A 25754-nucleotide genomic window follows, 5' to 3' on the forward strand; every position below is an offset into this window, starting at 1 on the left:
CAAATAAGCATTTTTGCTAAGTTACAATTTATTGCAAAAGGTTGAATACAGAATATTTCATAGCAGGCCGCATAGCCATAAAATCGGAACGTACTTTTTCCAAGCTCATTGTTCGCATAGCTATAGCAGGCGTAATGTTAAGCCTGGCTGTAATGATGCTTTCTGTTGCCATCATCAAAGGATTTAAGACTGAAATCCAGGAGAAGGTGAGAGGATATATTGGTGATGTGAGGGTTTTCAAATTCGACCTGAACAATTCTTTTGAGCTTTCACCTTTTGTGCCCTCAAAAGAAACTTTAGCAAAGCTAAAGAACGATCCCGAAATTGACTTTTTTCAGCCTTATGCAACCAAACCGGCAATTATTTCCGCCAATAACGAAGTCGAAGGGATCAATTTTAAAGGGATAGACAGATCTTTCAATTGGGATTACCTCAAAAAACACCTTGTCAGCGGAACGATTATAGATTTTACCGACAGTGTTAAGGCCAGTAAACAGATCATGATCTCCCAGTTCACCGCCAACAGGCTGAAATTGAAGGTGGGCGACAATTTTGTGATGTATTTTGTGCAAAACCCACCACGCAGGCGCCCATTTAAAATTGTAGGCATCTACGATATTGGTGTGGAAGAAATCGATAAAGGCTTTGTCATAGGCGACCTAAATATCATCAGACGCTTAAACAACTGGGCCCCGGATGAAATAGGTGGAATAGAGATCAGGATCAAAGATTTCGCTAAACTGAAAGAGGCTTCTGCCCATATCTATAACAATATGGAGTTGAACCTGAAATCGGAATCCGTAGCCGATTATTTTCCCGCAATTTTTACCTGGCTATCCCTGCTCGACATCAACACCAAAGTATTGCTCGTTTTAATGATGCTGGTTGGCGTTATCAATATGATCACTGCGTTACTTATTATGATTCTGGAGCGGACCAATATGATCGGTATGCTGAAAGCCTTCGGCATGACCGATGCCAGTGTCATGAAAATATTCCTGTACAATGCCATGTACCTTGTTGGTTTTGGCCTGTTGCTGGGCAATATACTGGGCCTTGGCCTCGGTCTCCTGCAAAAATATACGCACATTTTTAAACTCGACCAGAGTTCTTATTACCTGGCCTATGTGCCTATAGAATTACATTTTACCGATGTGCTGATCCTGAACCTGGTTACCTTTATCATTTGCCTGGTGGTACTGATCCTGCCTTCCATGCTGGTCAGCCGGATCAGTCCGCTAAAAGCCATCAGATTTAAATAAAGCAGGTGCTCTATTTTGCGTTCTTCACATATTTGTCAAGCCAGGCATTCATCTCCCATAACATGTGGAGTATGTTTTCCTTGCCGCTGTAACTGTGCGATTCATAAGGCAGGAATACAAAGCGGGTAGTCCCCCCGAAGCCTTTAATGGCATTAAACAAACGTTCGCTGTTGATCGGGAAAGTACCAGGATTGTTATCCGAATCGCCGTGGATGAGCAGCAAAGGCGTTTTGATCTTATTGGCATAACTGAAAGGACTCATTTCGTAATAAAGCTGTGGTGCTTCCCAATAGGTGCGCTCCTCATTCTGAAAACCGAAGGGGGTAAGCGTCCGGTTATAGGCCCCGCTGCGGGCAATCCCCGCTTTAAACAGATTGGTATGGGCCAGCAGGTTGGCCGTCATAAATGCACCATAACTATGGCCCCCAACGGCAACCCGGTTCTTATCTGCCACACCCATATCCGAAAGCTTATGGATAGCAGCTTCCGCATTCAGTTTAAGCTGCTCAACAAAAGTGTCGTTCGGCTTTTTACCTTCCGCAGCCACAACCGGCATTTCAGCATTGTCAAGCACCGCGTAACCCTGGGTCACCCAATAAACAGGAGAAGCCCAGCTGATGACCGTAAAACGGTCTTTAGAGCCCCTGACCTGCGCTGCATCAGCCGCAGAGTTGAACTCACGGGGATATGCCCAGATCAGCAGGGGCAAAGCTTTGCCCTGGCCCGGGCCATAACCTTTAGGAAGATATAGATTGCCGGTAAGGTCTATGCCGTCTGCGCGCTTATACGAGATTTTCTCCCTGATCACGCCATCCAGTGCCGGGTAAGGGTTACTGAAATTGGTGATCTGCCGGTCGGCCACCCGTAGTACCAGGTTTTTGATGTAATAATTCGGAACTTCTCTTTGGGACTCCCGCCGGGTCAGCAATACCAGCTTGGCCGGGTCTATCACATCAGTCACGTATTCGAATACCCCTTCCGCACAGCGCCAGATGACCTCGTTCTTTTTGGTTGTCAGGTCAAACTTAGCCAGAAAAGGCAGATCGCCCTTTGGTGATGAACCAGTGGTGTTGTTCATCAGTAATTTATGGCCATTGTCTACGGTTTGTACCACATAGCGTCCGTACTTGTTTTTTGTCGTTACCGGATTTCCGGGATCATTATAGGCATCTGTACTGTTTCCTTCATATAAGGTTTCCAATGCTCCGCTTGCAGGGTTAAAATGGCTTACCCTCTGGCGTTGTTTGCTTCTTAAACCCTCTGTCACCAGGGCCAGACTGGCATCACCCCATTGTGTTCCGCTGTAACGCATCTTTGTTTTGAACAGCTCCTTTGCTGTTCCGTTGAAGGGGGCGCTCAGCGCAAAAACCGCATCATGGAATTCCACATCTTTTTTGATGAGTCCGCTGTCCAAAGGCTGTGCCCAGGTCACTGTGGCTGCTTCATCGTCGCGCCAGTCAAACCTCCGCGGCACGTTTTGGGTATTGTCGTAGCCAGAGGGGGTACCTTCTGTTGAAGGCAGTTTGGCCAGTTCTTTGAGTACTTTTCCGTTCATATCGGTAATGGAAACTACAGCCGGGAAACCACCTGCCGATACCAGGTAAGAAAAAGGTTTTCTGATCGTCCTCACCAGCATATGGTTCTTATCGGGCGATAAGCTGATACTTCCATAAATGGCAGGCTTGCCTATCGGTGTCTCCATACCGTTTTTGTTTTTAACAAGTTGTGAAGTTGCATAGAATTCAAATAGCTGCTCATCGTAAGGAGATTTGATCAGGTCCTGAAAAGTAGGGCTGGGTGCAGCCTTGCCCAGGTTCTGTTGTACCGTAGGGCCTTTCGGCATCAGCGGTTTTACAGGTGCGGCGCTGGCTGGTTTTATTGCAGTCCGGTATAGCAAAGTGTTATTGTCCAGCCACATGGTACCCGCGCCCAATACCACGTTTAAAGGCTGCTTGTTTATTTTTTTTGCTTTCTGTGTTGCAACATCAATCAGGTAAAGGTCGACCCCTTTTTTACCGGTATGTGTAAAAGAAATGGTCTTCTCATCTGGGCTCCAGCTTACATTTCCCGCATATAGGGGTTGTGGTAAGCCGCTAACCGCAAGTGTTTTATTGGTCTTGATGTTTTTGAGGCTAAAACTGCTGATGAATACCTGTCTGCTCGGTGAGTAGTTTTCAGGATTGATGCGCAAGCCTGCAATCCGGTATTCGGGAAGGGCAAGTTCCTCTACCGATGGGTAGGAATTGCGTCCGCTCAGCAGCATCCATTCTGCTTTACTGTCAAGGCTTATTCCGGGCGTGGGTTTGGCCAGCAGCAGGTCGGCGATTTCCTTTGGCGGTAACTGATAATCTATAGCATCTTGTGCCTGAAGGGCAATGGTGCCTGTAAGCAGGTACAGGCTAAGCATCAATCTTTTCATCAAAATAAGTTTAGAAAGCTAAACTTACACAATGTTCAGGTCAGATAGGACTGGTTTATATCAAAATATTGATACAAAGACTATTTGTTGCAGATCAGTAAATTGGATTGTCCTAAGCGCTGGCAGCCCCTGCTGGCAGGAACAGCCACATCACCAACAGGAAGGTAACGCACGGTACCCGCCTTTTTCGGCACATAGATCACTACTTCGGTCTGCGAATAAGAATGGGGCAGGTATTTAATGTAATACCCATCCGGGTGCAGGCCCCAGATCCCGCTCGGAAAGTCAGCATTCGCCGGAGCAACACCGCCAAGCATGGCCAGGCTTTCAATCTGGTCATAGGATGCATTGGCCTGGTACATCATTCCCCTTATTTTGTTCTCTATCTCTATTACGGTTTTAGCTGGCTCCGGAAGGTTGTTCGTTAACTTAGCCATGGCCTCGCCCGATAAGTAGTCTACCAGTGTATTGCCCAGGGCCGACAGGTCGTCCTTATTCAACAGCTTTGCAGCTGCCAGCTGCAGATCGGGCGGCAACTTGCTGAAATTGGTTTTAGCCACAATAGCCCACAACAGCAGCTGAACTTTACGCTGTTCAATTTCAGGATGCTGTTCCCAGTTTGCGATCAATGTTCTGGCTATTTTTTCTTTGGGTCCGGCAAGTGGGGCAAACAGGTAACCATTGCCTTTGTCGGGGCCATAAGTCCCTGCCTGCAGGCAAAAGCTCTTGAATGTCCCGGTATAAAATCCTGGTTTCAGTAAAAAGCCTTCAGCGGCAGTATAATTGGCCATTAATGCGCATAGCTGTTTTTTTACCGAATCGGTACCAAAGTTTACTGGCAAAGTTTCTTTTTTATTACAATCGTCAAAATTGGTAGTAATGGGTTGGGCCTGAAGCAGCTTCAGCTGTTTGTTGTTCAGCAGCGAAGAAGCTCCGCTGTTGATCGCGTCCTTTAATTTTCCAAACTGGGCATATGTGCCCACCGATACACAAAGCAGCAGGAGCAGGACAATGGTCTTTTTCATAGCAATAAGTTAAATAGATGATGATAATTCTGCACCAAATTTAACATTGTTTTCTATTATCCCACAAAAAATTACACCCGGAATATGTGGTGTAAGACCTTTCTGTACAGTTCATCCGGTAAAAAAGGTTTGATCACCATATCGTTAATCCCCGCTTCTTTTACACGTTGTGCAATTTCATCAGGCAGGTTTGCCGTGAGGGCAATAATGGGCGTGGTTACCCCATTTTTACGCATCCTGCTGGATGATTCATAGCCATCCATCACCGGCATGTGCAGATCCATCAGCACCAGCTTGTGTTTGTTTACATCCAGTTTTTCCAATGCTTCCTGTCCGTTCAGGGCCACATCAATGGCAGCACCCCAGCGTTCCAGGTATCTTTGCGCCACCAGTACGTTCATCAGATTGTCTTCCACCAGTAAGATATGGATATCGGTAAGCGGTTTCTCATTTTCTTTTGGCAGCTGCTCTATGTTGTGCTGCTTCAGCATTTTTGTGCTTTTGTCAAAAGTCTGGATAAAATAGAACGTAGAACCCCGGCCCTCATCACTGATGAGGTTTAATGAAGCGTTTTGTAGTTCAAGAATTCTTTTACAGATAGACAGACCCAGCCCGGTGCCGCCAAAACCGCGAGAGGTAGAAGAATCTGCCTGGGTAAACCTGTCAAAAATCACTTTTTGCTTATCCTTTGAAATTCCTATTCCCGTATCTCTAACCTGTATATTTAAAGTTACCGTGCTTTCCGTCTGTGCAGCAACCATTACACGTACCTGTACGGATCCCTGGTTGGTAAATTTTATGGCATTATGTACCAGATTGGTGATGACCTGTGATGTCCGGGTAGGGTCGCCCATGAGTTTGTGCTTTAAAGCCCTGTCCACATCCAGTGTCAGCTCAATGCCCTTATCATGGGCCGAGGTTTGCAAACCTGAAACAATGTTGGCTGCAATAGAGCAAATGTCCATTTCAATATGTTCAAATGCCACTTTCCCTGCTTCAATCTTATTGTAGTCCAGAATGTCATTTACAATGGAAAGTAAGTTGTTGGCCGAAAAGAGCATCACATCCAGCTGCTCTTTCTGATCTTTTCGGGGCTCATTCTTGAGCAGCATATGGCTCATACCGATTACCGCATTTAACGGTGTTCTGATCTCATGGCTCATGGTGCTCAGAAACTCACTTTTTGCTTTCAGTCCCTGTTCCGCTTCCGCCCTGGCTTTTTTCTGTTCAAAGGAAACACGGTGCGACAGGATCAGCGACTGTAAAAAGAAAAAAGTAATGTAGAAGATGAAACCAATCAGCTGGTACGCAGGAATGATGGACCAGTAATGCAATAGCGAAATGGCAAAAACAGGCATCAAAGCAAATGAACTCATTAAAGTATAAATGGCACCAGGTCTTTTTCGCATATAGGCCAGCATATAAACATAAGGCACATAGACCAGGCAAAAAAGCATCACCGCCAGGAAAGGATTGATCAGCTGGGTAAAATAAACGGGCTGAAGAAAAATGCTGAGCAATGAAAAGCTAAAACAGAGGGCACTTATGGCATGGATTACATACGGACTAACTTCCGCCGGATAAAGATAACGTGTGTACAACGCAAATAATCCGATTCCGCAGAACAGACTGAAATATTCTATACGAATAGCCCGGTACCAGTTCAGGTTGGGAACTACGGTATGCAGTACATAGTTGTCTATACCAATGATCCTGTAACTGTAAACTATGGAGAAAAATGCAAATAACAAAATGGCCTTATCCCTGTTGCCCATCAGGTAGAGCCCCAAAAAGAAGAGACCGCCCATCATCAAACAGCCGGTAAGCAGGAGGTCAATTGCTTCTGATTGCTTCCTTTTTAAAATGATGTTTCCCTTGTCGCCTATTGCAATAACTTTCTTTACCCCGCCCTTGCTGTGTGCAAAATTGGCTACCTGCAATAAGAGTTGCAAGGTATCGCTGCCATGCGGGACTTCTATAATCTTTTGTTCAAAGTAAGGTACAAAGCCTTTTGCAGATTTGCTTACATTTCCGTTCGAGGCCACTTCAGCCCCGTTGATGAAGAGTTTATAGGCCGAATATACCTCCGGCATGCTGATGCGCAATGAGGTACTCTTTTTTGGTAAAAATACGGTAAGCTTATAGGTCGCATATCCAAACGAAGGGTAGCTTTTGCCGGCAATCTTATCTGTCCACCTGTAAGGAAAATTCACCAGCACGCCATTTGCAGGAACAGTATCCTCCGGCCCGATCAGCTGCTTCCAGTAAAAAAGCCATTGCCCGTTTAACGCAACTTTGTCGTTCAGTGTTTGTCCGCGCAGGTCAATAACGCCCCCCTTTGCAACAGGAATTGTTGCGTTTCTGGTGGCGAAACTATAAGTTGTCAAGCAGCAAAGCAAGAGCAATGTGCTGTAAAAATACCCCCTGGCCCTCATAGGAATGATTAAAATCCTCAATTAAAAAAATGACCGTAATTAGGTAATGATTTTAATTAGGGCGCAAATATATAGTAATTAAAGAGTTAATGACTCAATAATTTAATAAAATTCCTGTGATTTTAATCACAAAATATCCCGATCCTTTGTTTTTTGTATAGTATTAAGTGAATCGGTTGGGCCAGGGGGCATGCGGGTTCATTTATTTCTGCTGTTGAGCTTCATTGTAGCTGATCATCCATTGCGTGCCGAATTTATCCGCCGTTATCCCGAAATAGTCGCCCCAGAACATATCTGCCATCGGCATTTCTATTTTTCCACCTTCAGATAAAGCTGCAAATATCCTGTCCGCATCTGTTTTGCTCTTTACACCCAGTGACAGGTAGAAGTTATTGCCTAAAGTTAGTTTTTGCCCCAGGGATTCCAGTGTGTCCGTCGCCATCAGTACCGTTCCGCCCGGAAGCTGCAGCGACATGTGGCAGATCTTGTGTTTGTCCTGCTCGGGGGTCTGGTCATCAGGCATATCGCTAAAACGCATCACCATGGTGATTTCCCCGCCAATTACAGATTTGTAAAAATTAAAAGCTTCTTCGGTTGTTCCCGGAAAGTTCAGATAAGGGTTAAGCGTAATCATAACTGTAAGTTTTGTTTCAAGTTCTGTTTGTTACCTATACAAAGGTAGTGTCGCTAAACCAATAGCCGGGGGTGTCAATCCGCCAATATAAGGGGTTGACTGCGACATATTTTTACACTAATTTTGATAACATGAAGCACATATCAGTTTTGGTTCCAAAAGGTGCCACTGCCTTAAGTTGCATAGAAGGCCCTTTTATTTTATTCAACAGAGTAAACGATTTTCTGGCCGCTATGGGCAAGCCACCAATGTTCATCGTACAGCTGGTGGGCCTGAGCAAGGACGCTCAGGTATACGACAGGCTGTTCAGGGTGTCGCCCGACCTGGTCATTGCCGATGTCTACAAAACTGATCTCATCATCATACCTGCGGTAAACGGAGATATGGAAAAGGTGATTGAAGATAACACGGATTTCCTGCCCTGGATTGCTGCGCAGCACAAAGCGGGTGCCGAAGTGGCCAGCTTATGCGTAGGCGCATTCCTGCTGGCTGCAACCGGACTCGTCAACGGAAAACGCTGTGCCACACACTGGCTGTCAGCCCATCATTTCAGCAAAATGTTCCCCCAGATAGAAATGGTGTCCGACAAGGTGGTTACCGATGAAAACGGGATCTATTCCAGCGGAGGGGCAAACTCTTTCTGGAACCTCTTGCTCTACCTCGTCGAAAAATATACTGATCGTGAGATGGCGATCCTTTGTTCAAAGTATTTTGCCATAGAGATAGACAGGAGCAGCCAGTCGTCTTTTATCATGTTTAAAGGGCAGCGCGACCATCAGGACGAATCCATTAAAAAGGCTCAGGACTTTATAGAACTTAATTTTCAGGACAAGATCAGTGTAGACCAGTTATCGGACATGCTGGCCATAGGCCGAAGGAGCTTTGAGCGCCGCTTTAAAAAGGCAACCACCAATACCGTTGCCGAATACATCCAGAGGGTAAAGATTGAAGCCGCAAAGAAAGATTTTGAGACCAGCCGCAAGAACATTACCGAAGTAATGTGCGATGTAGGTTATTCTGATACCAAGGCCTTCCGTACCATCTTTAAGAAAAATACCGGCTTATCGCCTATAGAATACAGAAATAAATACAATAAAGAGGCCCTGGTTTTATAAAAGCAGCCGGCTTGTAATTTATTTGCGTAAATTTGCGGCTTCATCAAATTATAAAGATACTGTGTCCTTAGATAAATTAAAACTCAGCAAGCCCCTTATCGCAGCCATGACCGATGCCGGATACATCTCCGCAAAGGAAATCCAGGCAAAAACCCTGTCCAGAATTATTGGCGGACAGGATATCATTGCCATTGGCCCTGAAGGTTGCGGTAAAACCACTGCTTATGTGCTTGGCGTTTTAATGAAGTTAAAGTACAGTACCGACGAAGCCCCTAAAGTGTTGATCCTGGTGCCCGATGGAGCGCGCGTTGAAGCTGTTATTGCAGAATTCATACGGCTGAGCAGGAACAGGAACCTGCGCATCATTGGCCTGTACGGTACAGGGGGGATGGAAGAAGACATCAATACCCTTTTAGACGGTATAGATATCGTAGTGGCCACACCAACACGGGCACGCGCGGTATATCTGAAATTAGGCCTTAATCTGAACCGCCTGCAGATGCTCATTGTTGACGATGCAGAGGTTATTGTTAAGCAGGGCATGCAATTGCCCGTTGCCGAACTGGCCCGGAGTGCAGGGAAAGTACAGCACCTGATCTTTACCACGGTGGTTCACGACAAACTGAGCATGCTGACCGATCAGTTTATGAATTTCCCTTTTGCAACTGTGGAAGTGGAAGAACTGGGTAGTGCCCAGGCAGAAACCCATGAACTGCTGCTGTACCAGCTGCCTAACTTTAAAACAAAAGTCAACCTCCTTAACCTGTTGCTTAGCGATGAAGAGGTGTTCGATAAAGTGCTGGTATTTGTAAATACACGTTTAACCGCACAAAAGCTCTTTAAGAGTTTACGCACTGCCCGTCCGGGAGACATATCTGTACTAAACCCCCTGTTTTTCGATGAAGAAGGGTTCGACCATATCGATGATTTTAAAGAAAGCCCGGAAGCCAGGGTACTGATCGTGGCCAACGAAGGCTTTTCCGGAACTGACTTCTCGGGTATCCATTTCCTGTTCCATTTTGAAGTTCCCGAAGAAAAAGAGCTTTTTCTAAGCAGGGTAGTGAAAAATAGGGATGAAGCGCTGGTGGCCATCACCTTTGCATCAGATCTGGAGCTGGGGGAAATAAAAAAGATAGAACAAGCCATGGGCAAAAAGATCGAAGTCATGGATCTGCCGGAAGCGCTTGTGATCGATAAGGCCATAAAAACGCCGGCCAAAATAAAAAAGGGAGATGACGACCTTCCCAAAGGTGGGGGTGCCTATCACGAAAAGAAAGAAAGCAACTCAAAAAATTACAATTACGGGATAGGGCAGAAGGCCAAAATGAACATGAAAAAGAAGCACAGTTAAAACTGCTTCGCTTCGTTCCAGTACACATCCATTTCTGCCAGCGTCATGTCCTGCAGCGCCTTGCCATTTTCTTTGGCCTTGCTTTCCAGGTACTGGAAACGCTTAATGAATTTTTTGTTGGTTTTTTCCAGTGCGTTCTCCGGGTTAATGTTGATGAACCGGGCATAATTGATTAAAGAGAACAGGAGGTCGCCAAATTCGCTTTCTGCTTTTTCAACATCAATGGCCTCATTGTCCACCACGTTAAACTCTTGCTTAAACTCCTGCATTTCTTCTTCCACCTTTTCCCAAACCTGGGTTTTATCTTCCCAGTCGAAGCCAACCCCACGTGCTTTTTCCTGGATACGGCTTGCTTTTACCAGCGAAGGTAAGCTGGCAGGTACACCGGCAAGCACAGATTTGTTGCCTTCTTTTAATTTTAATTTCTCCCAGTTGCGTTTCACATCCTGCTCATCTGCTACTTCCACATCACCATAAATATGCGGGTGTCGGCTGATCAGCTTGTCGCACACTCCGTTCAGCACATCAGTAATGTTGAAGTCATTGGTTTCCGAAGCAATCCGGGCATAAAATACCAGATGCATCATCACATCACCAAGCTCTTTTTTTACCTCTTCCAGGTTACCTTCCAAAATGGCATCCGAGAGTTCATAGGTTTCTTCAATGGTCAGGTGCCTTAAGGTTTCCATGGTCTGTTTTTTATCCCATGGGCATTCCGTACGCAGGGTGTCCAGTACATTTAACAGTCTGAGAAAAGCTGAAGAAGGTTCCGGAGCAGTTAAAGGGGCAGCATGATTGGGCATAATAAAGCGGGCTATTTTACGACGTTAAAGGTAATCATCATTGTACTTAAAAAAAGAACAACCAGGCCGAATAAGAAAATAAAATCGGCAATTTTCTCCAGGCGGTCGTTTACGCCCTTTTCCCTGCGCATAGAAAGGAAAGATAGCATTGAGCTTGCCATAAATAAAATAATAGCGGCTGCAGTAGTTTCATCAATCAATGTGCTGTCCTGCATTTTCGAAACCTTGACTGAGGTCAATACAATAAAGCACAAACCTAGCAAAGTTGCCGAAGTATTCAGGATATGGGGCGATTTGTTCTCGGCCATGGTTGTTACTCCTGTTCTTCCAGTTTTATTTTCTTTGTGATGCGGTATACCCGTCGCCGCTTCTGCGGCTTTTCTTCACCGCCCAGCAAAATGCCCCAGGGCTTCAGCTGTTCTACTTTATCAAATATAATCTTAAGCATGGCCAGGTAAGGAATACACAAAAACATACCCGATATGCCCCAGATCATTTCACCTACTACAATACCAATAAAAGCAAACAAAGCATTGATCTTTACTTTAGAACCTACTACCAGCGGCATCAGCACATTGCCATCCAAAGCATGGATACTCACAAAGGCGATCAGTACCAATAAAACCTTGCCGGCCCCTGCAGTTGCAAAGGTAATCAGCACGCTGATCAGCAAAGCCGTAAAAATGCCAATATAGGGCACAATATTAAAAATTCCCGAGATCAGTCCCAGCAGTACCGCATATTTTACGTTAAGTACCCACAGGGTGAAGATCATCAAAACGGTAACAATTAGCATCTGCAGAAACAAGCCGGTAATGTATTTTTTAATGATGTACTGGATCTGTCTTACAATTTCGCTTACCTTTTGGGTGTGCTTTTCTTCAAACACCGAGGTCAGGAACCTGAACAGGATCCCGCGGTAATTCAAGATGAAAAAAGTAAACAGTAACAGGAAAGAAAGGAACAGCAGGGTTGAGGAAAGTGTAAGTAAAGTTGCGCCCAATACTGAGGCACTGGTGGCAATGGCACTGCTGGCACTGTCTTTAAGGTAATCGATCTGTTTTTGCGTATTTACATCAAAGGTTCTTGATATCCAGTCCTGCACATGGTGAAAGGAGCTCTCGGCCTGGTGCTTCAGTAAGGGCCAGTCTTTCCAGAGGTCGGTAAGCTGGTTGGCCAGAAAATAGAGTATCCCGGAAATTACCCCAATCATCAGCACTACAGCAATAATAGAAGCAATACTCCTTTTAAAACGCCATTTGCGTTCCATAAAATTGGCCATCGGCAACAGCAGCAGGGCCAGCAAAAAGGAAGTGAGCAAAGGTGCAAGGATGGTCTGGCCTAAAATAGCCAGATAGCCGGCACAGATAATAGAGAACAACACCATGGCCAGCTTGGTGTAAAAAGGTAGGGAGACCTGTTTCATGGGCAGATAAGATTAATAATGATGTAAATTAACCAAAAACAAATGCCCTGCCAAAATAATTATTGCCAGCTGCTGGCTTCATCCAATATGGCAATATCTTCATTGTTCAGTTTCAGTTCTGCGGCCCTGACCAGATCTTCCAGCTGCGCCAGGCTGGTCACACTGGCAATCGGCGCTGTAACAGAGGGCCTGGCCATGAGCCAGGCTAAGGATATGCTGGCCAGGCTGGCATTGTACTGCTCGGAAACCTCATCTAATGCCTTCAGTATTTTAAAGCCCCGCTCGTTCAGGTAATTTTTGGCAGCTGCACCGCGCTGACTTTTATTGAGGTCAGCCTCCGACCTGTATTTTCCACTTAAAAATCCACTGGCCAGGGCATAATAGTTAATTACGCCAAGCTGCCGGTCAAGCACTAGCTGTTCCAGTTCTTTTTCATAGCCTTCACGTTTGTACAGGTTGTACTCGGGTTGTAAGGTCTGGTATTTCGGTAAACCCAGCTTTTCAGCTACTTCCAGTGCTGCCATCAAACCAGGCACTGAATAGTTTGAGGCACCAATCCAGCGTACCTTTCCTGTCTTTACCAGCTGATCGTAAGCTTCCAATGTCTCTTCAATTGGGGTATTCAGATCCTCATAGTGCGATTGGTATAAGTCTATATAGTCTGTTTTCAACCTTTTTAAGGAGGCATCAACGCACTTAAGGATATAGTCTTTGGCCAGGCTTTTTGTAGTTGTGCCCGGTATGGAGCCTACTTTGGTGGCGATAATCACTTCCTGGCGGTTTTTACGCTGTTCCATCCAGTTGCCGATAATCGTTTCCGATTCTCCGCCTTTGTTTCCCGGTACCCAGTGCGAATAGGAATCTGCTGTGTCTATAAAATTAAAACCTGCGGCGGTAAAGCCGTCCAGTATTTCGAATGATTTTTGCTCGTCTATGGTCCAGCCAAACACATTTCCCCCAAAGGTAATGGGGTAAACAAACAGGTCTGAACCGCCTAATTTTCTTTTTTCCATTTAATTTCTCTTGATCATCCTGCCCTCAGGTAAATTGTTTAATAACAAAATTAAACGGACAAGGTTTGTTTTACGGCCCTTAACATCTCTCTTTTACCCGGTGCCCCCGGAAGTTTTTCTATTGTAAAGCCTGATGCTTTTAAAGCCCTTTTTAACTTACCGGTGATGGCGTAGGTTACAAAAATACCACCGGGCTTCAGGAATTTACAGGTATGCGCAATGATCTCATCCGTCCACATATCGGGTTGGTGCTGTACCGAAAAGGCATCATAGTAGATCAGGTCAAACTGCATGTTGGTTTCATACCGGTGCAGGTAGGTGTGCATAATTCTCAGTTGCTGCTGCGGTACAATATTTACCGACTGCTGCAGTGCCTTGCCGTAGTTAAGTACCAGTCCATTCCAGAGTTGTGCAGGTACATACTGCTGGTAGCCCGTCGATTCCAGTTCTTCAATGGTCAGCGGAAAAGCTTCCAGTGCGGTGTACTTAATTGGTACCTGCTGTTCGACGCCCCAGGCAGCTGTAAGCAGAAAGTTTAGGCCAGTACCAAAACCCACTTCAAGGATGCTGATTTCCTTTCCTGGCAAAAGCGCAGTGGCATGTTTCAGTCCTGCTTCAATAAATACATGTTTACTCTCCTGAAGGGCGCCGTGTTTGGAGTGATAATGTTCCCCTATGGCCTCGTTGTACAAGGTATTTGAACCGTCGGCTGTTAAAGTAATTCTGTTCATTTGCTGCAAACTTAGCTAAAACTGATTAACTTTAGGCATTAATCAAAGCTATGGATATTGAAACGTTTAGGGAATTTTGCTTAAGTTTAAAGGGGACCACCGAGGGCATGAAATGGGAACATCTGTGTTTTATGATCGAGGATAAGCTATTTGTCATCGCCTCACTGGAAGACGGGCACCTGAGTATGAAATGTGATCCTGATGACTTTGATGAACTGGTGGCAAGGCCGGGCATTCAGCAGGCCCGTCATATGGCCAAAAGACAGTGGGTAACCCTTACCGGTCTGGATGTGATGCCCGATAATGAATTAAGGGATAGGGTAACTATTTCGAGGGCCTTGGTATTGGGCAAGCTGTCTAAAAAGATACAGGCCAGCTATACCTGATTGTTAATCCTGATCTTGTAATCTTTATTGTAATAGGTATGCCCCTGAGCAGCGCTTTAGCTGCGTTCGTGTTGATCCCGGAATTAACCTGTAGTTAACCGGGGCTAAGCCCACCTTTTGTAAGGAAAAACGTGGACTCACTGTGGGCTCACTGTGGGCTCAACCTGGGCTCAGTACGAACTCATCCGGAACTCAGATTAAATTGTAACGAAATTTGTCAGTTAAGATTCATTCCCAATAACGAATATATTTGTCATGCTAATCTAACCTGATTAAATTAGATCAGCATTAAATCATCATTTGTTATGCAATATAAGAAAACCATTACATTTTCGATACTATTGGGCACCGCAGTGCTCCTGAGTGCTTTTATGCCACAGCAACAGGAACCTAAACCAACCAATCTTAAAGTACTGCCCAAAAACATAAGCCACGACGATCTGGATGAGGTCATGGACGGCTTTAAAGCAGCTTTAGGTGTAAAATGCGGCTTCTGTCATTCGCCGAGAAAAGACAACCCTAAAAAGCTGGATTTTGCCAGTGACGACAATCCAAAAAAGGAAATTGCAAGGAACATGATGCGGATGACTGCCAAGATCAACAAAAAGTATTTCCACGAAAAGGATAAAGAAGGAAAACTGATCAATATTTCCTGCGCAAGCTGCCATAACGGAAAAGAGGAACCTGTTACCATTAAAATCTAAGTCAGAAAAATTACCATCTCAGAGGAGACCTAGCGTCTTTCCAGTTTTTCTGTGAAAGAAAAACTGGAATTATGCAGGCTCTGAAGAGAATGGTTATTTTTCCTATTACCAGAGCCTGATCCTGTCTTCTGGTTTTTTGTACAGCTTATCTTCCGGATTTACATCAAAAGCTTTATACCAGGCGTCCATATTTACGGGGGCGCCGATGGTGCGGAACTCGCCAGGTGAGTGCGGATCGGTTTTGATCATTTGTGCAGCAGTTTCCGGCAGGATATTTCCCCTCCAAACCTGCGCCCAGGATAAAAAGAAACGCTGATCTGGTGTAAAACCATCTATTTTATCATTGCCCTGGCCTTGTCTGGTCATCTTAAAGGCTTCATAGGCTGCATTTAAACCACCCAGGTCGCCTATGTTTTCACCCATGGTGAATTTGCCGTTCACCGGGATAGTGTCCAGCACCTTGTAGCCATCAAACTGCTCGCCCAGCAATTTCGTTTTGGCATTGAACTTATCGCGGTCTTCTGCGGTCCACCAGTTGCGCAGGTTGCCGTCTTTGTCGTACTGGCTGCCCGTGTCGTCGAAACCGTGTGACATCTCATGTCCGATTACCGCCCCTATTCCACCGTAATTTACTGCATCATCGGCATTAGGGTCGAAGAAAGGGAACTGTAAGATTCCGGCAGGGAATACAATCTCATTCATGGTCGGACTGTAATAGGCATTTACTGTAGGCGGGGTCATGCCAAAGCGGGTACGGTCTACCGGTTTACCCAGTTGCTCTACCATCTCTTTGTAACCCCAGGCTCCGGCATTGCGCAGGTTCTGCAAGTAGGTTGTTGGTTTGATCAGCAAGCCGTCGTAAGTACGCCATTTAGAAGGGTAGCCTATTTTTGGCCTGAAAGCATGTAGTTTTTCGAGGGCTTTTTGTTTGGTTACATCGCTCATCCAGTCCAGGTTTTTGATCCTGATCTCGAAAGCTTTCCGCAGGTTCGCGATCAGTTCGTCCATCCTCAGCTTGGCATCAGGCTTAAAGTATTTGGCCACATACAGCTGGCCCAGCAGATCGCCGATGGTGCCGTCTGTGAGCTGCGACATCCTTTGCCAGCGAGGGGTTTGTACTTTCTGGCCGGTTTGCGCCTGGTTAAAGGCAAAAGTAACATCTACAAAAGGGCTGCTTAAATTTGGGGCCGCACTTTTTAATACGTTCCATTCCAGGTAGGCTTTCCAGTCGCCCAAGGGAACAGTTTTGAGCATGCTGTTCAGGCTTACGAAGAATTTGGGGGTGGAAACCAGTACCGTGTCCTGCCCGTTTACCAGGAGTTTGGTAAACATGGATGTCCAGTTGATCCCTGGGGTGGTTTTGCTGAAATCTGCTACGGTGAACTTGTTATAGGTTTTGTAGGGATCGCGCATTTCTACCCTGCTGAGCTGGGCCTCTGCCATTTGTTTTTCTATGGCCATAACCGCAGCAGCTTTTCTGGCGGCATCTGCGGCATTGCTTCCCGTGAGTTTGAACAGGGTAACCATATAGGTGGTATAGGCCTCGCGGATCTTTACGCTTCTGCTGTCGTCTTTAAGGTAATAGTCGCGATCAGGTAGGGTAGTTCCGCCTTGTCCGAGTTGCGGTAGGTACTTGTTTACATTTTTCCTGTCCTGCCCTACGCCAAATCCAAACATCGGGGCGGCAAGGCCGGTAGTGCGCATATAGGCAATATGGTCTAAAATAGCTGCAGTGCTTTTGAGCTGTTTGATTTTTTCCAGCTCCGGATTAATTGGGGTATAACCCAGTTTTTCGATGGTAATGCTGTCCATTGCCGCCCGGTAGAAATCGCCAACACGCTTTTTTACTGATCCCGCAGGTGCGGAGCGGTCGGCAGCCGCCTCTTCCACCAGGCCTTTTACAGCATTGATGTTGAAATCCCTGAGGGCATTGAAGCTGCCCCAGCGGGTTTCTTTTGCGGGAACGGGGTTGTTTTTGACCCATGTACCGCTGGCATACCGATAAAAATCATCTCCCGGTTTTACCGAAAGGTCCATATTGGCCGGATCAATAAATTTTTGTGTGGATTGTGCGTTGGCCGAATAACTGGCCGCTGCAATGCCCAAAACGGCAAAACAGGTTTTGAGTGAAGTTACTTTCATGACAATAAATTAGCTGATGCAGGGTTACACCATTGACATAAAAGTAATAAAAGTGCTTCAATAAGCCTGCTGTATAATGAAATTATTACTTGTTAAACCAGTAGTAGATCTTGGTGAGCCCAAGCTTCCTGAGGATGGTGCCGGTAAAAGAAAATACATTTATAGACTTCATTTCTTGGTATTTTATATCTATTTAACATATTTTAACAAATAATATTGTGCAAGGTGCAAAATTTATGTTATGCACCCAGCTTCTTACGCTGCCCGATGTACAGTCCTGCAATCACCATCAGCGTGCCAATGACGGTATACAGGGTGATGGGCTCATTGAGCAGCCACCAGGCATAAAAGAAGCCAAAAAGCGGACAAAGAAAAAGCCATAGCGAAGCCTTTACGGTATCTATTTTTAAGAGGTAGAACCAGCAGATGAGGCCGACTACTGAAACAGCGAGACTGAGCCATAAAACTGAATAAATGAACCGGTCATCCAGCTGTACGGCCGAAAAATCACTGAAAACAAAAGTAAAGGGCAGCAGGAACAAGCCGCCAAGGCTCACCTGCCAGCCGTTGATGAGCAGGTTGGGCAGGGTCCACTGGATGCGCGCGTAGTAAACGCTGGCAAAAGATACGGCAACCATGCTGCTCATGAGGATCACCACGCCCACGATGGTGGTATCGGCGTTTTTGAGTAGCGGGTAGGTAGCTATAGCAATTCCTGCCATGCCAATCAGGATGCTCAATATCTCCGCTTTTGCAGGCCTGCGGCCCATGAGCCAGGAAGAAAGCAATACGATGAGCAGCGGATTGGTGGAGGTGGATAAGCTGCCTATTCCAGCAGCGGTATATTTCATGGCATAGACGTACAAGCCAAGGTATACGGTAGTATTCAGAAAACCGAAGATGGCGAGCTGACGCCATTCTGTATACGTGGGCAGCCGGTATTGTTTATCCCTGCTGATCAGGTAACAATAGCCCAGCAACACGAATCCGGCTATGAAGAAACGGGTATTGCCCAGGATCAGCGGAGGGGCAGAATGGATGCCAAATTTGGTGGCTACCGAGGCGGAAGCCCAGAGCATAGCAAAGAGTAAGCCAATAATGATGTTCTTCACACATCAAAGGTAAGCCAAGAAAGGCTGATATTTGCAACATTTTATCTAAGTTTGGCGAAACTAATTTATTTAACAGCATTAAACCCATCAGGAATTAACCTAATGAAAAGACTGATTTTATTTTTCCCCTTGTTTGCCATCGCTTTTAGCGGTATTGCACAAAACAAACAGCTGACCATGCAGGATGCCATGAGCAATGCGCGTACTACGCTGGCCCCTGAAAACCTGTCGCAGATTCAATTTATATATGGAACTGAAGATTATGTGTATGCAAAACGTATGGGCAATTCGCCGGTATGGTTAAGCGGCAATGCCAAATCTGCATCCGACCAACCTTACCTTTCTTTGGGCCAGCTGAACCAGAAACTAACAGCAGCACAAAAGGATACGCTGAAAATGATGCCAATGGTTCAGTTTAACCAGGGGCCGGAATGGATCTTTACCCTGAATGGCAGTAAAGTGGCGCTCGACCCGGCAAAAAATACGGTAAGGGTACTGGTAGATCAGGCTGTTGCCGGTAAGGGTAACGTAGAAGAAAGTAAGGCGGGCTATGTAGCTTACCTGGATAATTTTAATTTGTTTGTGGCCAAAGGTGCCGATCAGAAACAGGTAACTACTGATGGTACCAAAGATATTGTGTACGCCTCTTCTGTACACCGCGATGAGTTTGGCATCAGCAAAGGTACTTTCTGGAGCAACAACGGCAAGCAACTTGCTTTTTACCGTATGGACCAAAGTATGGTTACCGACTACCCGATCATCGACTGGACCACCAGACCTGCCCACAATGTGAACATCAAGTATCCTATGGCGGGCGATAAGAGCCACCAGGTGACCGTAGGCGTGTACAATGCCGAAACAAAAGCCCTGGTTTACCTGAAAACGGGTGAGCCGGTGGAGCAGTACCTGACCAATATTGCCTGGAGCCCGGACGATAAATATGTGTATATCGCTGTTTTGAACCGCGGGCAAAATCACATGAAGCTGAACCAGTACGATGCGGCTTCAGGTGAATTGCTGAAAACACTGTTTGAAGAAAAAGACGATAAGTATGTAGAGCCCCTGGTGCCAATGCTGTTCTTAAAGAACGATGCCTCGAAATTTATATGGCAGAGCAACCGGGATGGCTGGAACCATCTTTATTTATATGACGTAAAAGGCAAAATGCTGAAACAGCTGACCAAAGGCAACTGGGAGGTATTGGAAGTAAAAGGTTTTGACAACAAGGGGGACAGGCTGTTCTATGTTTCCACTCAAGAATCACCGATTACCAGGAATTTATACGAGTTGAACCTGAAATCGGGCAAGTCGAAAAGGATAACCCAGGGCTTTGCAATGCACAGCACGCAGGTGAGCACTTCGGGCAATACCGTGATTGATGTTTACAGCACTCCGGATGATCCACGGGTAATCCAGTTGGTAGAAAGTGCATCGTCGAAAGCTAAAGTGCTACTTAAAGCGGCGAACCCCCTGGCGGCCTATGCTACAGCGAAATCAGATATTTTTACCATCAAAAGTAAGTCGGGCGATGACCTGTACATGAGTTTGTACAAACCTGTTGGTTATGAGGCTGGTAAAAAATATCCGGTTGTGGTGTACTGGTATGGCGGTCCGCATGCCCAGTTGGTGATGAATGGCTGGAATGCAGGTGCGGGCGACTATTGGTCAAGGTATATGGCACAGCGTGGTTATGTGGTGCTTACTGTTGATGTAAGGGGCAGTGATAACCGTGGCCGGGCCTTTGAGCAATCCATGTTCCGCAGGGCAGGTGATGTACAAATGGAAGATATGATGAGCGCTGTAGATTACCTGAAAGGCCAGCCTTATGTAGACGCAGCGAATATGGGGCTTTTTGGCTGGAGCTTTGGCGGTTTTGCCACTACTGATTTTATGCTGACCTACCCTGGTGTATTTAAAGCTGCTGTTGCAGGCGGACCGGTAATTAACTGGGCTTTTTATGAGATCATGTATACCGAACGTTATATGGATACCCCTCAGGAAAATCCTGAAGGTTATGCCGCGACTTACCTGAGCAATAAGGTTGATCAGCTGAAAGGTAAATTGCTGCTGATTCATGGCCAGCAAGACCCGGTGGTGGTGCAGCAGCACTCGGTTGATCTTGTGAAGCATGCTGTTGATAAGGGAGTACAGGTTGATTATATGATCTATCCCGGTCATGAACACAATGTGATTGGCAAAGACAGGGTGCACTTGTACCAGAAAGTAACGGATTATTTTGAGCTTTATTTAAAGAAGGAAAAATAAGGTAATTTTTCTGCTCAATAAAAAAAGGGACAGTGGTTTTACTACTGTCCCTTTTTTTATCCGAAAAATTCAGTGCTCCGAGCCGACATGCAAATCTTTTGCTCTTCCGCAAAAGATTTGGGGAGGCGAGGAGCAGCTGTATTTTTTTTCTTGTGATGACTAAGGGATTTTGTACTTTCAGGAGACCTATTTGTAAACTACAATATGTTATGAGCCAACCAGAAGAAAAATATGCTGAGCTTGCCGTAAAATGGGTTGACAAAAGTATCAGTCCGGAGGAACGTCAGGAATTTAACGACTGGTACCAGCGCGATCAGGACCAGCCGCTTGTTATTCCGGCTGAATTTGCAGCTGATCGTCAAATGCATAAGGAACGTATTTATGAAAAGGTGCTGGCGGGTATTGAAAACAGGAGAGCGCCAAAGGAAAGAAAGCTTTGGAAACCTGTTGCTGTTGCGGTATCTATAGCAGTACTGTTTTCTGTAGCACTGTATTTCTATTTACAGCCTGCCCGGCATTTCGACCTGGAGCAGCTGGCTAAAGAATATGGCCATGGTAAAAATATCGCGGTGCTGACCGATCAGGATGGCCGTCAGTTTTTATTGGAAGATTCCATTTTTAATATGAAAGCCGAAGCCGGTCGTTTTGGCTTGGGCACTGGAAACGGCCTGGTTAAAATTGAAACCCCGAGGGGCTCACACCATCAGGTAGTGCTGGAAGACGGGACAAAAGTTTGGCTGGGTGCGGCAAGTTCCATGAACTGGGCGGTTGAATTTCCTGGAAATACCAGGAACATCAGGCTTTCGGGAGCAGCTTATTTTGAGGTGGCGCATCATCCTGAAAAACCATTTCAGGTCAAGATCATCAGCAACAAAAAAGCGCTGGACATTGTGGTGATCGGCACCAAATTCAACGTGAGTGCCTACCCCGAGGATCCGGAAATAAAAACCCACGTTTTCGAAGGAGTGGTTAAACTGAGTTCTGGAAGCCAGAGTACCCTTTTAACCAGAAATGAACAGGTGAGTTTCAGGAATGGTATTTTCAGTGCTAAGGAAGTAAAAATAGATGAAGTTTGGATGAGGTTTGGGGCATTGTATTTTGACAACGATGATGTTTACCAGGTGATGCGTGTAATTGCCAGGGAATACAATGTGGGTCTGGAATACCATAAGGTTCCGGGCGAAAGAATGCATTTGACGGGCATAATTAGCCGCAGAACGAGCCTGAAAGAGTTTCTTCACATTATAGAGGTTGCCACGGATTATAAGTTTTCCCTTGAGGGTAAACGTGTAATCGTTTTTGAAAACAACGATCACCGGTATTGATATGACACCCTACAAGACTTTTAGCGATATAGCATTGGTAGCGGCCTTGAGACAAGATGATAAATCTGCATTTGCAGAAATTTATGAGCGTTACTGGGACAAGCTTTTCAGCGTGGCAGCGCACAAACTGGAACTGCTGGAAGATGCGGAAGAGGTAGTACAGAATATCTTCATCTCCCTGTGGAACCGCCGCCTCAGCTTAAATATTACCGGAAGCCTGAGCAGCTACCTGGCCGTATCGGCCAAGTACCGGGTGATAAAGATGCTGGAAAAACAGCTGAACCAGAAAAAGTATGCCGATAGCCTTGGGAAAGAGAGGCTGCTGGACGATTCCACACAAGAGTGGCTGGAGTTTATGGAACTTAAAGGCCAGCTGGAACAATTGATCACAGGGCTTCCTGAAAAATGTCAGCTGGTTTACCGCCTGAGCAGGGAACAGGGCTTTAGCCAGAAGGAAATTGCCAGTCAACTCGGTATTTCGGAAAAAACTGTGGAGGCACATCTGGGTAAGGCGATTAAAACCATCCGTACAGGATTGAACGTTTTTGTTGCTTTGCTTCTGTAGGTTTTTCTTTTTTCTGAAAAATTCAGTGCTCAGCGCCGACATGCAAATATTTTTCGGTTGAAGATGCTAGATTTTTTTTGGTTCTTTTTTTTAGAAAAATTCAGTGCTCAGAGCCGACATGCAAATATTTTGCCCTTCAGCAAAATGTTTGAGGAGGCGAAGAGCAGCTGTATTTTTCCCTTTGCTCTTCCTCAAAATGTTTGAGGAGGCGAGGAGTATCTGTATTTTTTTCTTTAATTTTGCGCTTTCAAATTCTGATACTTTCAAAATACAATGAGCATTTCAACTAAATACGATCCGGCAGCGACAGCAGATAAGTGGTACAGTTACTGGCTTTCAAAGAAATTTTTTCATTCTGAGCCAGATGAGCGTGAGCCCTATACCATCGTCATCCCTCCGCCAAACGTGACGGGTGTGCTGCACATGGGACACATGCTGAACAACACCATTCAGGACGTATTGATCCGTAAGGCCCGTATGCAGGGAAAAAATGCGTGCTGGGTTCCGGGTACCGATCACGCTTCTATTGCTACAGAAGCGAAGGTGGTTGCTATGCTGAAAGAAAGGGGTATCAATAAAGCCGATATTTCCAGGGAAGAGTTTTTGAAATACGCCTGGGAATGGAAAGAAAAGTACGGCGGGATCATTCTTGAACAGTTGAAAAAACTGGGCGCAAGCTGCGACTGGGACCGTACGCGCTTTACGATGGAGGACGACCTTTCGGATGCAGTTATTGACAGCTTCATTCACCTGTACAGGAAAGGCTGGATTTACAGGGGTATCCGTATGGTGAACTGGGATCCGGCAGGTAAGACCGCGGTTTCCGATGAAGAGGTGATCCGCAAGGAAGTAAACCAGAAGTTGTATTACATCAGATACACGGTTTCAGGTGCTGAAGATTTCATTACCATTGCAACTACACGCCCGGAAACCATCATGGCGGATGTAGCGATCTGCATCAACCCTAATGATGAGCGTTACACCCACTTGAAAGGCAAAAAGGTGTTTGTTCCTTTGATTAACCGTGAAATTCCGGTGATTGAGGATGAGTATGTAACGATGGATTTTGGTACCGGCTGTTTGAAGGTAACACCTGCGCATGACCTGAACGATTATGAGCTGGGGGTTAAACACAAGCTTCCGGTGATAGACATTTTAAATGAGGATGGAACACTGAACGAACTTGCCGTAATACTGGTAGGCGAAGACAGGTTTATAGCGCGTAAAAAGATAGCCAAACTGTTGGATGAGGCCGGTCACCTGGACAAGGTGGAAGACTATAAATCGCAGGTAGGCTTTTCTGAGCGTACCGATGCGGCGATAGAGCCTAAGCTTTCGATGCAATGGTTCTGTAAAATGGACCAGATGGCCAAACCGGCACTTGAAGATGTATTGAATGGCGATGTAAAACTGATCCCGGAGAAATTCGTGAACACCTATCGTCACTGGATGGAAAATGTGCGCGACTGGAACATCAGCAGGCAGCTTTGGTGGGGGCAGCAGATCCCGGCCTGGTACGATAACCAGGGCAACTGGGTGGTAGCCAAAACCAAGGAAGAAGCATTGGATGAGTTCCTGAAACTGAAAGATCCTGATGGTGCTTTTACAGCCGAAGAAAAAGCAGGATGTAAAAATCAGCTGGCTGCTTTTATAAAGCAGGACCCGGATGTGATGGACACCTGGTTCTCGTCGTGGCTGTGGCCAATCTCGGTATTTGATGGTTTTAAAAATCCGGACAATAAGGATATCAATTATTATTACCCGACCAATGACCTGGTAACTGCACCCGAGATCCTTTTCTTCTGGGTGGCCCGTATGATCATGGCCGGACATGAATTCAGGGGGCAGAAACCTTTTACCAATGTTTATTTGACCGGTATTGTAAGGGATAAGCTGGGCCGTAAGATGTCGAAGTCTTTAGGTAATTCTCCCGATCCTATCGGGCTGATTGAAAAATACGGTGCCGATGGGGTAAGGGTAGGGATGCTGCTTTGCTCGCCTGCCGGGAACGACCTGATGTTCGACGAAAGCTATTGCGAGCAGGGGCGTAATTTTGCCAATAAGGTTTGGAATGCATTCCGGCTGGTAAAAGGCTGGGAGGTTGACCATAACCTGGAAAACCCCAATCAGCAAGCCATCCTTTGGTTCGAAAATCGCTTTAACGAAGCACTTGCCGAGATTGAAGATAACTTTAAGCAGTACCGTTTATCGGAAGCTTTAATGGCCACCTATAAACTGGTTTGGGACGATTTCTGTGCCTGGTACCTGGAAATGGTGAAGCCTGCTTATCAACATCCCGTTGATGCCGAAACATTGAAAGCTACGGTTGCCTTCTTTGAGAAAATACTCACGCTGCTGCATCCTTTTATGCCTTTCATTACAGAAGAGCTTTGGCATGATGAGCTATTTGGCGCAAGGGGAGAAATGGACTGCTGTATTGTAGCCAGCTACCCTGTTGCGGGCACAGCTGATGCAGCTTTACTGAAAGATGTAGAGGTCATCAAAACGCTGGTTGCGGAGATCAGGAATGTAAGGAACAGCAGGCAGATCTCGCCTAAGGAAGCACTGCCGCTGGCCATTAAGGTAAATTCGGCACTGGATTATGAAAAGTGGCTGAACATTGTGTTCAAACTTGCCAATATTGAACAGGTAGAATTTGTGAATGACAAGATTCCGGGAGCAGTTAGCTTTATGATCGGCAATGATGAATTCTTCATTCACCTGAACGAAGCGGTTGATGTTGATGCGGAAAGAACGCGCTTAAATGCTGAACTGGTTTATTTGCAGGGCTTTTTGAAGTCGGTAAATGCCAAGCTGGGCAATGAGCGTTTTGTACAGAATGCGAAGCCGGAAGTGATCCAGAATGAGCGGAACAAGCAGGCGGATGCGGAAGGGAAAATCAGGATCATTGAAGAAAGTCTGGCGGCTTTAGCTTAGTTACAAAGCGCTTTAAGTTTTTACAAAAATAAGCCGTTCTGTTCACCGGCTGGAACAAGTGCGCTGAAGAAGCGCAATTATTCCTATGCCGTTTCACAGAAGAC

20 protein-coding genes are annotated in these 25754 nt (G+C 45.8%); 9 read left to right on the forward strand and 11 right to left on the reverse strand.

The window, feature by feature from the left end:
- Positions 1 to 41 precede the first annotated feature (41 nt).
- Complete coding sequence (locus tag B9A91_RS20160; protein WP_084240845.1) at positions 42 to 1262, forward strand: ABC transporter permease; 1221 nt, start codon at positions 42 to 44, stop codon at positions 1260 to 1262.
- A 10-nt stretch (positions 1263 to 1272) separates the two neighbouring features.
- Here the strand turns inward: B9A91_RS20160 and B9A91_RS20165 are convergent, their stop codons facing one another.
- The 4 genes from B9A91_RS20165 to B9A91_RS20180 form a co-directional block, all read right to left on the reverse strand.
- Positions 1273 to 3681 (reverse strand): alpha/beta hydrolase family protein, encoded by a 2409-nt coding sequence (locus B9A91_RS20165; protein ID WP_235012621.1) that lies wholly within the window; start codon positions 3679 to 3681, stop codon positions 1273 to 1275.
- A gap of 80 nt (positions 3682 to 3761) precedes the next feature.
- On the reverse strand, positions 3762 to 4706 hold the full coding sequence (locus B9A91_RS20170) for a hypothetical protein (RefSeq protein ID WP_084240847.1): 945 nt from the start codon (positions 4704 to 4706) through the stop codon (positions 3762 to 3764).
- Positions 4707 to 4777: 71 nt separating this feature from the next.
- Entirely contained in the window at positions 4778 to 7093 is a 2316-nt protein-coding gene (locus B9A91_RS20175; protein WP_235012622.1) for an ATP-binding protein, read from the reverse strand.
- 250 nt (positions 7094 to 7343) lie between these two features.
- Positions 7344 to 7775 (reverse strand): VOC family protein, encoded by a 432-nt coding sequence (locus B9A91_RS20180; protein ID WP_084240849.1) that lies wholly within the window; start codon positions 7773 to 7775, stop codon positions 7344 to 7346.
- Positions 7776 to 7906: 131 nt separating this feature from the next.
- Here B9A91_RS20180 and B9A91_RS20185 point away from each other — a divergent pair, with 131 nt between their 5' ends.
- Positions 7907 to 8890: a GlxA family transcriptional regulator gene (locus B9A91_RS20185; RefSeq protein WP_084240850.1), complete on the forward strand. Its 984-nt coding sequence runs from the start codon at positions 7907 to 7909 to the stop codon at positions 8888 to 8890.
- Positions 8891 to 8951: 61 nt separating this feature from the next.
- Positions 8952 to 10241: a DEAD/DEAH box helicase gene (locus B9A91_RS20190; RefSeq protein ID WP_084241217.1), complete on the forward strand. Its 1290-nt coding sequence runs from the start codon at positions 8952 to 8954 to the stop codon at positions 10239 to 10241.
- On the opposite strand, the gene mazG is transcribed toward B9A91_RS20190, so the two are convergent.
- From mazG to mnmD, 5 genes are read right to left on the reverse strand one after another with little or no spacing between them, the layout of a single operon-like run.
- Complete coding sequence (mazG, locus tag B9A91_RS20195; protein ID WP_084240851.1) at positions 10238 to 11044, reverse strand: nucleoside triphosphate pyrophosphohydrolase; 807 nt, start codon at positions 11042 to 11044, stop codon at positions 10238 to 10240. The two genes, B9A91_RS20190 and mazG, sit on opposite strands and share 4 nt — an antisense overlap.
- 11 nt (positions 11045 to 11055) lie before the next feature.
- Complete coding sequence (locus B9A91_RS20200) at positions 11056 to 11352, reverse strand: hypothetical protein (protein WP_084240852.1); 297 nt, start codon at positions 11350 to 11352, stop codon at positions 11056 to 11058.
- 5 nt (positions 11353 to 11357) lie between these two features.
- Positions 11358 to 12470, reverse strand: coding sequence for an AI-2E family transporter (locus B9A91_RS20205; RefSeq protein ID WP_084240853.1), 1113 nt, complete (start codon positions 12468 to 12470; stop codon positions 11358 to 11360).
- A gap of 59 nt (positions 12471 to 12529) precedes the next feature.
- Positions 12530 to 13483 (reverse strand): aldo/keto reductase, encoded by a 954-nt coding sequence (locus tag B9A91_RS20210; protein ID WP_084240854.1) that lies wholly within the window; start codon positions 13481 to 13483, stop codon positions 12530 to 12532.
- Between the two features lie 50 nt (positions 13484 to 13533).
- Positions 13534 to 14214 (reverse strand): tRNA (5-methylaminomethyl-2-thiouridine)(34)-methyltransferase MnmC2, encoded by a 681-nt coding sequence (gene mnmD / locus B9A91_RS20215; protein WP_084240855.1) that lies wholly within the window; start codon positions 14212 to 14214, stop codon positions 13534 to 13536.
- A 50-nt stretch (positions 14215 to 14264) separates the two neighbouring features.
- On the opposite strand from mnmD, the gene B9A91_RS20220 reads away from it, so the two are divergent.
- Together B9A91_RS20220 and B9A91_RS20225 are read left to right on the forward strand one after the other, a co-directional pair.
- Positions 14265 to 14600 (forward strand): MmcQ/YjbR family DNA-binding protein, encoded by a 336-nt coding sequence (locus tag B9A91_RS20220; protein ID WP_084240856.1) that lies wholly within the window; start codon positions 14265 to 14267, stop codon positions 14598 to 14600.
- A gap of 305 nt (positions 14601 to 14905) precedes the next feature.
- Positions 14906 to 15304 carry a c-type cytochrome gene (locus tag B9A91_RS20225; protein WP_084240857.1) on the forward strand — a complete coding sequence of 133 codons (399 nt, stop codon included), beginning with the start codon at positions 14906 to 14908 and terminating at the stop codon, positions 15302 to 15304.
- A 105-nt stretch (positions 15305 to 15409) separates the two neighbouring features.
- Here the strand turns inward: B9A91_RS20225 and B9A91_RS20230 are convergent, their stop codons facing one another.
- Both B9A91_RS20230 and B9A91_RS20235 read right to left on the reverse strand, forming a co-directional pair.
- Positions 15410 to 17446 (reverse strand): M13 family metallopeptidase, encoded by a 2037-nt coding sequence (locus tag B9A91_RS20230; RefSeq protein ID WP_084240858.1) that lies wholly within the window; start codon positions 17444 to 17446, stop codon positions 15410 to 15412.
- A gap of 239 nt (positions 17447 to 17685) precedes the next feature.
- Complete coding sequence (locus tag B9A91_RS20235; RefSeq protein WP_084240859.1) at positions 17686 to 18558, reverse strand: DMT family transporter; 873 nt, start codon at positions 18556 to 18558, stop codon at positions 17686 to 17688.
- 102 nt (positions 18559 to 18660) lie between these two features.
- Here B9A91_RS20235 and B9A91_RS20240 point away from each other — a divergent pair, with 102 nt between their 5' ends.
- The 4 genes from B9A91_RS20240 to B9A91_RS20255 all read left to right on the forward strand — a co-directional run bounded on the left by B9A91_RS20240 (position 18661) and on the right by B9A91_RS20255 (position 25650).
- Positions 18661 to 20823 carry a S9 family peptidase gene (locus B9A91_RS20240; protein ID WP_084240860.1) on the forward strand — a complete coding sequence of 721 codons (2163 nt, stop codon included), beginning with the start codon at positions 18661 to 18663 and terminating at the stop codon, positions 20821 to 20823.
- Between the two features lie 209 nt (positions 20824 to 21032).
- On the forward strand, positions 21033 to 22148 hold the full coding sequence (locus B9A91_RS20245; protein WP_159451747.1) for a FecR family protein: 1116 nt from the start codon (positions 21033 to 21035) through the stop codon (positions 22146 to 22148).
- Positions 22123 to 22713: an RNA polymerase sigma-70 factor gene (locus B9A91_RS20250; protein WP_235012623.1), complete on the forward strand. Its 591-nt coding sequence runs from the start codon at positions 22123 to 22125 to the stop codon at positions 22711 to 22713. Before B9A91_RS20245 ends, B9A91_RS20250 begins: the two co-directional genes overlap by 26 nt.
- Before the next feature lie 273 nt (positions 22714 to 22986).
- A complete protein-coding gene (locus B9A91_RS20255) occupies positions 22987 to 25650 on the forward strand; it encodes a valine--tRNA ligase (protein WP_084240863.1) in 2664 nt (887 codons plus the stop codon).
- Positions 25651 to 25754 lie beyond the last annotated feature (104 nt).

Origin of the sequence: Pedobacter africanus, assembly GCF_900176535.1 — a bacterium.
Classification (GTDB): Bacteria; Bacteroidota; Bacteroidia; order Sphingobacteriales; family Sphingobacteriaceae; genus Pedobacter; species Pedobacter africanus.

What these genes read in the sequence shown, in the direction of transcription:
- B9A91_RS20245 (WP_159451747.1), top strand. Translation starts at nt 21,033, where the DNA reads ATGAGCCAACCAGAAGAAAAATATGCTGAGCTTGCCGTAAAATGGGTT.
- B9A91_RS20210 (WP_084240854.1), bottom strand. Translation starts at nt 13,483, where the DNA reads ATGGAAAAAAGAAAATTAGGCGGTTCAGACCTGTTTGTTTACCCCATT.
- B9A91_RS20165 (WP_235012621.1), bottom strand. Translation starts at nt 3,681, where the DNA reads ATGAAAAGATTGATGCTTAGCCTGTACCTGCTTACAGGCACCATTGCC.
- B9A91_RS20225 (WP_084240857.1), top strand. Translation starts at nt 14,906, where the DNA reads ATGCAATATAAGAAAACCATTACATTTTCGATACTATTGGGCACCGCA.
- B9A91_RS20170 (WP_084240847.1), bottom strand. Translation starts at nt 4,706, where the DNA reads ATGAAAAAGACCATTGTCCTGCTCCTGCTGCTTTGTGTATCGGTGGGC.
- B9A91_RS20180 (WP_084240849.1), bottom strand. Translation starts at nt 7,775, where the DNA reads ATGATTACGCTTAACCCTTATCTGAACTTTCCGGGAACAACCGAAGAA.
- B9A91_RS20240 (WP_084240860.1), top strand. Translation starts at nt 18,661, where the DNA reads ATGAAAAGACTGATTTTATTTTTCCCCTTGTTTGCCATCGCTTTTAGC.
- B9A91_RS20200 (WP_084240852.1), bottom strand. Translation starts at nt 11,352, where the DNA reads ATGGCCGAGAACAAATCGCCCCATATCCTGAATACTTCGGCAACTTTG.
- mnmD (WP_084240855.1), bottom strand. Translation starts at nt 14,214, where the DNA reads ATGAACAGAATTACTTTAACAGCCGACGGTTCAAATACCTTGTACAAC.
- mazG (WP_084240851.1), bottom strand. Translation starts at nt 11,044, where the DNA reads ATGCCCAATCATGCTGCCCCTTTAACTGCTCCGGAACCTTCTTCAGCT.
- B9A91_RS20185 (WP_084240850.1), top strand. Translation starts at nt 7,907, where the DNA reads ATGAAGCACATATCAGTTTTGGTTCCAAAAGGTGCCACTGCCTTAAGT.
- B9A91_RS20220 (WP_084240856.1), top strand. Translation starts at nt 14,265, where the DNA reads ATGGATATTGAAACGTTTAGGGAATTTTGCTTAAGTTTAAAGGGGACC.
- B9A91_RS20205 (WP_084240853.1), bottom strand. Translation starts at nt 12,470, where the DNA reads ATGAAACAGGTCTCCCTACCTTTTTACACCAAGCTGGCCATGGTGTTG.
- B9A91_RS20255 (WP_084240863.1), top strand. Translation starts at nt 22,987, where the DNA reads ATGAGCATTTCAACTAAATACGATCCGGCAGCGACAGCAGATAAGTGG.
- B9A91_RS20230 (WP_084240858.1), bottom strand. Translation starts at nt 17,446, where the DNA reads ATGAAAGTAACTTCACTCAAAACCTGTTTTGCCGTTTTGGGCATTGCA.